10 protein-coding genes are annotated in these 9468 nt (G+C 59.7%); 5 read left to right on the top strand and 5 right to left on the bottom strand.

Annotated elements, in window-relative coordinates:
• Positions 1-197: 197 nt before the first annotated feature.
• A complete protein-coding gene (locus OUZ52_RS13250) occupies positions 198-1229 on the top strand; it encodes a saccharopine dehydrogenase NADP-binding domain-containing protein (protein ID WP_266158879.1) in 1032 nt (343 codons plus the stop codon).
• Positions 1230-1370: 141 nt separating this feature from the next.
• On the opposite strand, the gene OUZ52_RS13245 is transcribed toward OUZ52_RS13250, so the two are convergent.
• Positions 1371-2357: an alpha/beta fold hydrolase gene (locus OUZ52_RS13245; RefSeq protein ID WP_266158878.1), complete on the bottom strand. Its 987-nt coding sequence runs from the start codon at positions 2355-2357 to the stop codon at positions 1371-1373.
• Positions 2358-2484: 127 nt separating this feature from the next.
• On the opposite strand from OUZ52_RS13245, the gene OUZ52_RS13240 reads away from it, so the two are divergent.
• The 3 genes from OUZ52_RS13240 to OUZ52_RS23030 all read left to right on the top strand — a co-directional run bounded on the left by OUZ52_RS13240 (position 2485) and on the right by OUZ52_RS23030 (position 4130).
• A complete protein-coding gene (locus OUZ52_RS13240; RefSeq protein WP_266158877.1) occupies positions 2485-3090 on the top strand; it encodes a CGNR zinc finger domain-containing protein in 606 nt (201 codons plus the stop codon).
• Between the two features lie 194 nt (positions 3091-3284).
• Positions 3285-3599 carry a hypothetical protein gene (locus tag OUZ52_RS13235; RefSeq protein WP_266158876.1) on the top strand — a complete coding sequence of 105 codons (315 nt, stop codon included), beginning with the start codon at positions 3285-3287 and terminating at the stop codon, positions 3597-3599.
• A gap of 150 nt (positions 3600-3749) precedes the next feature.
• Complete coding sequence (locus OUZ52_RS23030) at positions 3750-4130, top strand: pentapeptide repeat-containing protein (protein ID WP_425493841.1); 381 nt, start codon at positions 3750-3752, stop codon at positions 4128-4130.
• A 577-nt stretch (positions 4131-4707) separates the two neighbouring features.
• On the opposite strand, the gene OUZ52_RS13230 is transcribed toward OUZ52_RS23030, so the two are convergent.
• Both OUZ52_RS13230 and OUZ52_RS13225 read right to left on the bottom strand, forming a co-directional pair.
• Complete coding sequence (locus OUZ52_RS13230; RefSeq protein WP_266158875.1) at positions 4708-5571, bottom strand: DMT family transporter; 864 nt, start codon at positions 5569-5571, stop codon at positions 4708-4710.
• A gap of 50 nt (positions 5572-5621) precedes the next feature.
• Positions 5622-5828, bottom strand: coding sequence for a hypothetical protein (locus OUZ52_RS13225; protein WP_266158874.1), 207 nt, complete (start codon positions 5826-5828; stop codon positions 5622-5624).
• Between the two features lie 264 nt (positions 5829-6092).
• Between OUZ52_RS13225 and OUZ52_RS13220 the strand changes: the two genes are divergently transcribed.
• Positions 6093-7628: a S10 family peptidase gene (locus OUZ52_RS13220; protein WP_266158873.1), complete on the top strand. Its 1536-nt coding sequence runs from the start codon at positions 6093-6095 to the stop codon at positions 7626-7628.
• Positions 7629-7851: 223 nt separating this feature from the next.
• Here OUZ52_RS13220 and OUZ52_RS13215 read toward each other — a convergent pair whose 3' ends face one another.
• On the bottom strand, positions 7852-8835 hold the full coding sequence (locus OUZ52_RS13215; RefSeq protein WP_266158872.1) for an aldo/keto reductase: 984 nt from the start codon (positions 8833-8835) through the stop codon (positions 7852-7854).
• Between the two features lie 57 nt (positions 8836-8892).
• Complete coding sequence (locus tag OUZ52_RS13210) at positions 8893-9333, bottom strand: (R)-mandelonitrile lyase (protein ID WP_266158871.1); 441 nt, start codon at positions 9331-9333, stop codon at positions 8893-8895.
• Positions 9334-9468 lie beyond the last annotated feature (135 nt).

Here is a 9468-nt window from a genome sequence, read left to right as displayed (position 1 = left end):
GCATTGGGCGGCCAGCGCCGCGGCAGCGCTGAACTAATCGCCTCGCCATCGCAGGCAGCACGCCAGGCGGTCGCCAGACTAATGTTTGCTTTGGCGAGGCGACCTCCAGCTGATATCACCCGTACTTAAGCGTCCCGGTTACTTAGTCATGCTGTGGCCGGGCCTACCAGCAAGCCGTCCATCGTCTGGATTTCACTATGCTTTCGAATCAAAAGGTCACCGTATATGGTGCTTACGGCCACACGGGACGCTTCATCGTGGCGGAGCTATGCACACGCGGGCTGACCCCGGTGCTCTCCGGCAGAAGCCTGGAAAAACTGGAGGAGCTGGGGCGTGCCTACCCTGGCTTGGAAATACGGCCGGCCTCGGTTGACGACACCGCATCCCTCGATCGTGCCCTGCATGGTTCGGCGGCGGTCATCAATGCGGCCGGGCCATTCATGCTGACCTCCGCGCCGGTTATCGAAGCGGCATTGCGCGCACGAATTCCCTATCTCGATGTGGCGGCTGAGGTGGAAGTGGCCGTCGCGGCCTTTGCGCAATACACCAGCCGTGCCAACGATGCAGGCATGGTCATCGTGCCGTCGATTGCCTTTTATGGCGGCCTGGGTGATTTGCTGGCGACCGCTGCCATGGGCGACTGGCAGGCCGTCGATGAGATCAGTCTCGCGTTTGCGCTTAGCAGTTGGAGGCCGACGCTGGGTACGCGCGCCACCTCGCAAACTTCAAGGCAGCGTCGCGGAGGGCAGCGCCTGGTTTTTACCGATCATCGCCTGCAGCTTCGCTCTGATAGTGCGCCTATTGTCGATTGGACTTCTCCGCCGCCATTTGGAAAGCAGACCGTCGTGGCGGACTTTGTCACTGCCGATAGCGTGACCATTCCCGGCCATGTACAGACCCGCCAATTGCATACCTACATGATGCAGGCGCCGCTTCGCGATCTTGCCGATACCGATCTGTCGCTACCGGTCAGCGTCGACGCCAGCGGGCGGTCAGCACAAATATTTTTGCTTGAAGCGAGGGTGCGCTCAGGCCAGCAGGAGCGTCGTGCGGTGGTAAGTGGACAAGATATCTACGCGGTTTCCGCGCCGCTGGTGGTAGAGGCGACACAGCGCGTACTCGATGCGTCTTTCCTGCAGCGTGGGGTGTTGGCTGCCGGGCAGGCTTTCGACGCCAGCGATTTTTTGCGCGCGTTGTCGCCACGGCATCTGGCCCTTGAGCTGCCCTGATACCCGGTTTATCGCGCCCATGGCTTGAGTCGTGCGATGGGATTTATGGATGGCCAACTCATCGCCGCCTGCGTAGATGGCTTAGCTTTCCATCGGAGCACTAAGCCATCCATTCCGATCTTTCCTGCTGCCAACGGTCGCTTATTTCTGCTGCGGCGGTTGCAGTAGATAGCGATCCAGGAAGCGGTGAATTTCCGCACCGATCTCGCGGCCGTTGGTCTCTAATGCGAAATGGCCGGTGTTGTAGAAATGCACTTCGGCGCGTGGATTGTCGCGCTTGAACGCCTCGGCACCGGCCGGCAGGAAGAATGGATCATTCTTGCCCCATACCGCCAACAGCGGCGGATGCTGTTTACGGAAGTAAGCCTGGAATGTTGGATATAGCGCCACGTTACTGGCGTAGTCGAGCATCAGGTCGAGCTGGATCTCATCGCTGCCAGGGCGTGCGAACAGCGCGGAATCCAGCGTGTAAGACTCCGGCGCGACCAGGGTTTCATCCGCTGTGCCATGGGTGTACTGCCACTTGATGGACTCAGGCTTGAGAAACTCGCGCAATGCTTCGCGATTGGCCTGCGTCGGCTCCTTCCAATATTTCTGGATCGGGTTCCAGCCGGTGCTCAACCCTTCCTCATAGGCGTTGCCGTTTTGCGAGACGATGGCCGTGATGCGTTCCGGGTGGGCCACCGCAAGACGCCAGCCGACCGGTGCGCCGTAATCGAACACCTGGATCGCATACCGCTTCAAGCCGATGGTGTCGGTAAACGCATCGATGGTGCTGGCCAAGTGTTCGAAGGTGTAGCTGTACTGCTTGCGATCGGGCATATCGGAGAAACCGAAGCCGGGCAGGTCCGGCGCAATGACGTGGTAGCGATCGGCCAGCAAGGGTATGAGGTCGCGATACATATGCGACGACGTGGGGTAGCCGTGCAGCAGCAAGATGGCCGGCGCCTTGGGATCCCCAGCCTCCCGATAAAACAGCTTGATGCCTTGAACCTCGACATAGTGAAAGCTGACCCGCGGCGCTGCTGCCGAGGTGCTGGCATCTGCCTTGGCCGGCGTGGCGCTAAGGCTGCCGCCCAGCATGGCCATGGTGACCAGGGCGCTCGTTACAAAGCGAGATATGAACATGGCGAAGATTCCCGATGTGTGGAGTACGTAACCTTTAATAATTGCAAATTGAGGTTACGTCCCCCATCTGTAACTAGTCAAGAGATTTTTTAAAAGTTACAGTTATGCCACTCCCAAGGTAAAAGCCATGAGCGCCACGTCCGAGCCGCATACCCACCCGTCCGCCGCCCTGTTTGTGGGTGATGACCTGGCGCTGGATTTCGCCAACAGCGCCTTTGGTATCGGTGACGAACACCGCGAATGTCTGAGCACCGACGCAGAAGTCATCGACTGGCTGCGGCTTGCCGGCCTGCCAACGTCGATGCAGGGTGTCGACGCGCGCCCCGGGGCGTTGCTGGAAGCTGCGCTGACTTTGCGCGAGAGCGCACTTGGGTTGCTGAAAAACCGCAAGGCGGGGAGGGCCGGCGACATCACGGCGCTAAATCGCCTGCTCAGTCTTGGCAATTCGTACCAGGAGCTGGTCTGGGGCACAGGCGGGCAGCTGCATGCTGAGCGACGCCAGCGCGCCGCCACGGTCGAAGCGCTGCTGCTGCCTGTTGCAGAAGCCGTGGCGACGCTGCTGGTCGAAGGTGACTTCAACATGGTGCGCCAATGCGAAAGCGCAGATTGCACGCTATGGTTCTACGACCGGACCAAATCGCACCGCCGCCGCTGGTGCAGCATGAGCTTATGCGGCAACCGCATGAAGGTCGCCGCCTTCCGCGCGCGCAAGAAGAGCGATCAAGCGGTTTAAGTCGCGCGGAGGAAGATCGGCTTCGTTGGTTGGAGGTTGCAGGGACCTAGTCGCCGACTGAAGCTGTTCGGCCTGCTGGATGCTGGCTATGATCGGCGACCGCGAATGCCTGCCCTCGATCGAGGTGGATGTTTCCTCAGTACGCGGTTCGAGGCCGGAGCTTATGCTTACCATCCGCTCAACAAGACGTGGCCATGTATCCAGCTTTGCTGTTTTTTTGTCTGCTCGGCACGCATATCGTCGAATTATTTGTGGCCAATGGAAGCAAGTATGAGATTGAGCAGGCCGCACCCGACTATGCAAAGAAGCTGTTCAATTCGGCGGCAGATCAGATTTTCCTGAGGACTGGCCCGGTGCGGCTTCGGGCGCTGTTTTTTGCAGACGCCCCCGACCACATTAAATCGACGATTACCATGCTTCGCTGTATCAGTGGGGCGAACCTTGTGCTTACCATCGCTTTCGTCGCCTATATTGTTGCGGGCATTACTGCCAATTTTTTCTCGCCCTGAAAGACGGGGTTTGGGTCGTTAGCTGATTCTTGTGAGCGCGTTCGATACCCGGCAAGCTGTGAAGGTCTGTATCCGTCACTCAAGGTAGACCTTAGTCAGGTGGAAGGGCATTGGGCTTGAGGGCATTCTTTGAGATCGCAGGGAGGGCACATGCAAATTCAAAGTGAAATCTTCGAAAAGGATCTTCCAAGACATATATCTTGGGAGGAACTCACATTCAGGTTTTGCGAATTTCGCGGCTTCGACATGGAAGGGGGATGCATAACCTCTAACTTCATCGACTGCACATTCGAGGATTGCGAGCTGTACTGGGGGTTCTTCAACGGTGTCGCGCTCGTCGGTGTGTCATTCCGAAACTGCATCTTCAGAGGAAGTTTCTTTTCCGGGTGTCGACTCGTCGAGTGCACCTTCGACAACTGTCTTTTCACGAAGGACAACCTGGACGGAGATTGCCGCTTTGATAACTCCCGTTGGTACGGTTGCAAGCAAAGCGGCACCGAAGGCCTGAGTATCGAATGGGCGTCAATCTAGTTTCAGGCTTCTAACGTCCGCTTTCGCTCCAAGAGGACCCAAGTTAAAAGGCGCGCCCGACAGCTCCGGTCATAAGCAACGTTGGCGATCGTTCCACCGGCGAGGTGCTCTACTACGTTGTCAAATCATGCGCGAGCCAACCAAAGGTAGGAAGCGGAGATGAGTTTGTCGCAGAACGGCAGTCTCTATGCAGTTGAGCCGGAACGCGTCTCCGGTGTAAGACACCGAGCTGAACATATGCCTAAGTAGGGTTTCCGAATAGCAAGTAAGTCGGGCTGAACGAAGTGATGCCCCATATGGTGAGTGATTGCAACGTGTTGGGGTTTGCTTGGGTTCACTTCAACCTACGCACTAGCGATGTTGGGAGGCATTCGACAGGGTGCGCTTGCCGACCTGCAGCCTGATGAGGTGTAGCCGCCGAATGTCTGCGCGTCATCAGCCAGATGATCGCCATGCAAGGCCAGACAGTAAATAAGTCCAGAGCAGCTTGAAAGGGAGCTGGCGCAGCGCTGGCCGATGCATGGCCGCTTCAACGCATCAGCCAGGCGTCGTATTTGGGCGGGATCTTTGCACGATGTTACTTGGCAAACATCCTCGCCCCCGCCACACACAGCACGACGCCGAGGGTAATGGCCAGCATGCTTGGGCTGACCTGTTCGTGCAGCAGGCTTGCAGCAAGCGTCAAACCGAAGAAGGGCTGCAGCAACTGCAATTGTCCGACGGCGGCGATACCGCCGAGCGCCAGCCCTCGATACCAGAACACGAAGCCGATCAGCATGCTGAAAAGCGAGACATAGGCCAGCCCGATCCATGCCGGCTCACTGACATTCGCAAGCGATGGCGGCATGCTGCTGAGCATCAGCATCAACATGATCGGCAACGCCAGCACTAGCGCCCAGGAGATGACCTGCCAGCCACCCAGCCGGCGCGACAGCTTGGCGCCTTCGGCATAGCCGAGTCCGCAGGCCACGATGGCTGCCAGCATCAGCAAATCGCCGGTCGGCGATGCCGAACCCCCTTGCGATAGCGCAAACCCGGCAACCAGAGCGCTGCCAAGGCAAGAGAACAGCCAGAAGGCGGGGCGTGGACGCTCACCGCCGCGTAGCACCGCGAAAACCGCGGTCGCCAGTGGTAACAGGCCGATGAAGACGACCGAATGCGCGGAGGTGATGTGTTTGAGCGCCAGCGCCGTGAGCAAGGGGAAGCCGATGACAACACCAGCGGCAACTATAGTCAGCGGCAACAGGTCGGCGCGCTGCGGACGCTTCTCGCGAAACATCCAAAGCAATGCAAGGCCCAGCAGGCCCGCGATGGCCGCGCGTGCAACCGTCAGGAACACCGGGTCGAAAGACATGACCGCCACCCGTGTCGCGGGTAGCGATCCGCTGAAGATGATCACCCCCACCAGCCCATGCATCCAGCCGCTTGTCGTCTTGTCCACCTGATGCTCCGTTTGCTGTTGACGATAGTCGGCGACGGCTGCTGGTCAAGCTAAGCTGCGAAGCCTGCTGCCGGTCCTGCTTGATATCCGCTGGTATCCGCGGTGGTGTTCCAGGGCAGCCGATCGCCGCCGCGAAGACGCTTATCTCGGTTCGGATAAGCCGACGCTGGCCGCACGATATCCGTCGACAGCGCGGCACTGGCTCCGGGCATGCCCGGCCCATCGGATGGCGCATTCTCGCCGATCGAACTGGCCATGCGGTGTCAGATTCATGTCGATGGCGAGGAGTTCGACGCAAGCAGCTGGCTCGGATTGCCGCATCGCCGTGAGGGCGTGAACGGGACTGGCGACAACGATAGCGGCACATCCGGGCGCGTATCTGTGCCTTCAGGCACTGTCCGGCAAGCGCCAACTTACGTCATACCTAGCGTTGGTACGTGGCGTGAGTCGGTCCTCGGTCGCTCAGATGCGGGGAAGGGAGAGATCCGCGCCGTTTTTAAAAGCTACGTGTGAGACGCCCCATGATTCGTCATCTTCAGCTGCCTGGTTTTATGCGTGCCGCGTGCTGCGCCTGTGTGCTATCCGCGAGTCTGGCCTTGTCGCCCTGGGTGGCAGCGGCGGCCGACAGCAAGCCCAATGCCGAGGCGAGCGCGGACAAAAAGTCCGATATGGACATGCCACCGCTGCCGGCTGACAAGACCATTCATCAAAGCATCCGGATCGGTGGCCGCACGCTGTCTTATGACGCGACCGTCGGTGTCATTCCGGTACGCGATGCCAAGGGCAAGAAGATTGCCGAGGTGGTCTACACCGCCTATACCGTCCCTGGCGGCAATGCGCGCCGTCCGGTTACCTTTGCTTTCAACGGTGGGCCGGGTGCGTCCTCGGTGTTCTTGAACATGGGGGCGATCGGTCCTAAACGCATTCAGTTCGGCGTGGAGGGCAATATGCCCTCCGATGCGGCGATCTCCAGCGACAATCCCGATACCTGGCTGGATCTCAGCGACCTGGTCTTTATCGATCCGGTCGGCACCGGGTTTTCCCGCTCGCTCGAAGACGAGGGCGCCACCAAGAAAGACTTCTATTCGACCGAGGCGGATATCAAGTATCTGTCGCGCGTAGTGTATGACTGGCTAGTGCAGCACGGCCGCCTGCGCGCACCCAAGTACGTCATGGGCGAAAGCTACGGCGGTTATCGCGCACCGCGTATTGCCTACACCTTGCAGACGCAAATGGGTGTGGGTGTCAGCGGCTTGGTAATGGTTTCGCCGTATCTCGATCCGGCCGCCATCGGCGACGGCGATGCCTTGTCGCCACTGCCCTGGATGATCAATCTGCCGTCGATGGCGGCGGCGCACCTGGAAAGCCAGGGCAAGCTGACCCCGGCCGCGATGGCCGATGTCCAGTCGTATGTGCGCACTCAGTTCGTCACTGACTTCCTGGCTGGCCGCTCCGACCCTGGCGCGATCAATCGCATCGTGCAAAAGGTGGCCGGCTACACCGGCCTGGATCAGGCCTTGGTCACTAAGCTTGATGGCCGGGTCGATATCGATACTTTTTTGCGCGAAGTACATCGCTCTGACAAAAAGATCGGCAGCGTGTACGACTCCAACGTCACGGCCTGGGATCCCTTCCCGGGCTCGGCGCATCGTGCATCGGGCGACCCGATTCTGGAATCGCTGATTGCTCCTACCACGAGCGCGATAGTGGATTTCGTTACCCGCGAAGTGGGCTGGAAGACCGATGCGCACTATGCGGCCTTGTCCTACGAAGTCAACAAAGACTGGGATCGCGGCGAGACCGACGACAAACCGGTGGCCGATCTGCGCAAGGCGATCGCCAACGATTCGAATATGAAGGTCTTGATCGCGCACGGCTACAACGATTTGTCCTGCCCGTTCTTTACTTCACAACTGGTGCTCGATCAGCTGCCCAGCTTCGGTCAGGCTCAGCGAGTCAAGCTGTCGGTGTATCCGGGCGGCCATATGTTCTACAGCCGTGACGCCAGCGCCGCCGCCTTCAAGGCCGACGCCGCCGCACTTTACGGCGGCAAGTAATTCCGTGTGTCGCGCTATCCCATGGCGGCATGTCATGGGATAGCGCGACACGGCTCAGCGAACCTGCACTGACATTTCGTTTTACGTTTCGCACCGCATGGCGAAGTAGCCGTTGGCATGGCAGGCTACGCGCCGTTACGTTCGGTTCTTGCCGGAGGCGGACAGGTCAGCCTTGCGTACACCGAGCCGACGAGCCTGTTCGCCAGCCCGAGAGGGTCTTTGATCAACGACCGACCCGCTGCTGCAGGTGCTCTGGGTATCGGGCTCCTTGCACGGGGATAGCGGAGACGGCGCTTTCGATGTGGCGCAACTCGTCGGCTGACAGCTCGATCTCGGTTGCCGCCAGGTTTTCATCCAGGCGATGCCGTTTGGTGGTGCCGGGGATAGGTACGATCCAGGGCTTTTGAGCCAGCAGCCAGGCCAGGGCGATCTGCGCCGAGGTGACCTTTTTCTGTGCGCCGATCTGGCCAAGCAGATCGACCAGGGCCTGGTTTGCTTTTCGTGCCGCTGGCGTGAAGCGAGGCACGATGCTGCGGAAGTCCGTGCTGTCGAACGTCGTGTTTTCGCTGATGGCACCGGTAAGAAAACCCTTGCCGAGCGGGCTGAAGGGGACCAAGCCAATGCCAAGTTCTTCCAGCGTCGGGAGGATCTCCGCTTCGGGCTCTCTCCACCACAGCGAGTACTCGCTTTGCAGTGCGGCGACCGGCTGGATGGCATGGGCGCGGCGAATGGTTTGCGCAGCGGCTTCGGAGAGGCCGAAGTGCTGCACTTTGCCTGCTTCAATCAACTGCTTCACGGCGCCGGCGACGTCTTCTATCGGCACATTCGGGTCGACACGATGCTGGTAAAACAAATCGATGCGGTCGGTCTTGAGGCGCTTGAGCGCAGCTTCGGCCACTTCCCTGATGCGTTGCGGCCGACTGTCCAGGCCGAGATTTACATCGCCATCCTTGAAGCCGAACTTGGTGGCGATTACCACCTGGTCTCGATAAGGCGCCAAGGCCTCACCCAGCAAGCTCTCGTTGGTGAATGGGCCGTAGGCTTCCGCCGTGTCGAAAAAAGTCACGCCATGTTCGACGGCGGCGCGAATCAGCGCGATGGCCGTGTGCTTGTCGGTGGCCGGCCCGTAGCCGTAGCTCAATCCCATGCAGCCGAGTCCCATCGCCGATACTTGCAGGCCGCTGGTTCCGAGTTGGCGTTTTTTCATGACGATGACCTTTGATATCAGGTGGAGAAGAACAACACGCGTGTTGCGCGTTCTTTGCTAGGCATTTAGGTGTCTATTTGTAAGTGTTTGTGTGCCCGCATCCGTGGCGTGGTACTGCTCATCGGCGACATGTTCCAGCCAGTCGACCACCTTGCCTGCTAGCGCTTCGGCGATGGCGATATGGGTCATCGCGGTGGTTGGCGATGCGCCATGCCAATGCTTTTCGCCCGGCTCGATCCAGACGATGTCGCCGGGGCGAATGCTCTCGATCGGGCCGTGTTCGCGCTGAACCAGGCCTGCGCCTGCGGTAACGATCAGCATCTGGCCGAGTGGGTGTTGATGCCATGCGGTGCGGGCGCCCGGCTCGAAGGTGACCACGGCGCCACCTACGCGGGCGGGGTTCGTTCCGGCGAATGGCGCGTCGATACGTACGGTGCCGGTGAAGTAATCGGCGGGCCCGCGGCCCGAAGGCTGCGAGCCGCATCGCTGGATCTGCATGTTCTGCTTTCCTTGGTGAGCTGGAAACGTGGGTGCAAGCCGCACTGGTCGCCTGAGATGTGATGCAAACCTTAGCGCCTTGGCTGGATGCGATTAAGTGGTATAAACCGCATGAACCTATGGGTGAGAGCCATA

This window comes from Dyella silvatica (assembly GCF_026283955.1).
Classification (GTDB): domain Bacteria; phylum Pseudomonadota; class Gammaproteobacteria; order Xanthomonadales; family Rhodanobacteraceae; genus Dyella_C; species Dyella_C silvatica.
This window is presented reverse-complemented; position numbering and strand designations above follow the sequence as displayed.

Bases quoted from the DNA above. Each gene is read 5' to 3' on its own strand.
- OUZ52_RS13250 (WP_266158879.1), top strand. From the start codon at position 198: ATGCTTTCGAATCAAAAGGTCACCGTATATGGTGCTTACGGCCACACG.
- OUZ52_RS13245 (WP_266158878.1), bottom strand. From the start codon at position 2,357: ATGTTCATATCTCGCTTTGTAACGAGCGCCCTGGTCACCATGGCCATG.
- OUZ52_RS13240 (WP_266158877.1), top strand. From the start codon at position 2,485: ATGAGCGCCACGTCCGAGCCGCATACCCACCCGTCCGCCGCCCTGTTT.
- OUZ52_RS13235 (WP_266158876.1), top strand. From the start codon at position 3,285: ATGTATCCAGCTTTGCTGTTTTTTTGTCTGCTCGGCACGCATATCGTC.
- OUZ52_RS23030 (WP_425493841.1), top strand. From the start codon at position 3,750: ATGCAAATTCAAAGTGAAATCTTCGAAAAGGATCTTCCAAGACATATA.
- OUZ52_RS13225 (WP_266158874.1), bottom strand. From the start codon at position 5,828: ATGGCCAGTTCGATCGGCGAGAATGCGCCATCCGATGGGCCGGGCATG.
- OUZ52_RS13220 (WP_266158873.1), top strand. From the start codon at position 6,093: ATGATTCGTCATCTTCAGCTGCCTGGTTTTATGCGTGCCGCGTGCTGC.
- OUZ52_RS13215 (WP_266158872.1), bottom strand. From the start codon at position 8,835: ATGAAAAAACGCCAACTCGGAACCAGCGGCCTGCAAGTATCGGCGATG.
- OUZ52_RS13210 (WP_266158871.1), bottom strand. From the start codon at position 9,333: ATGCAGATCCAGCGATGCGGCTCGCAGCCTTCGGGCCGCGGGCCCGCC.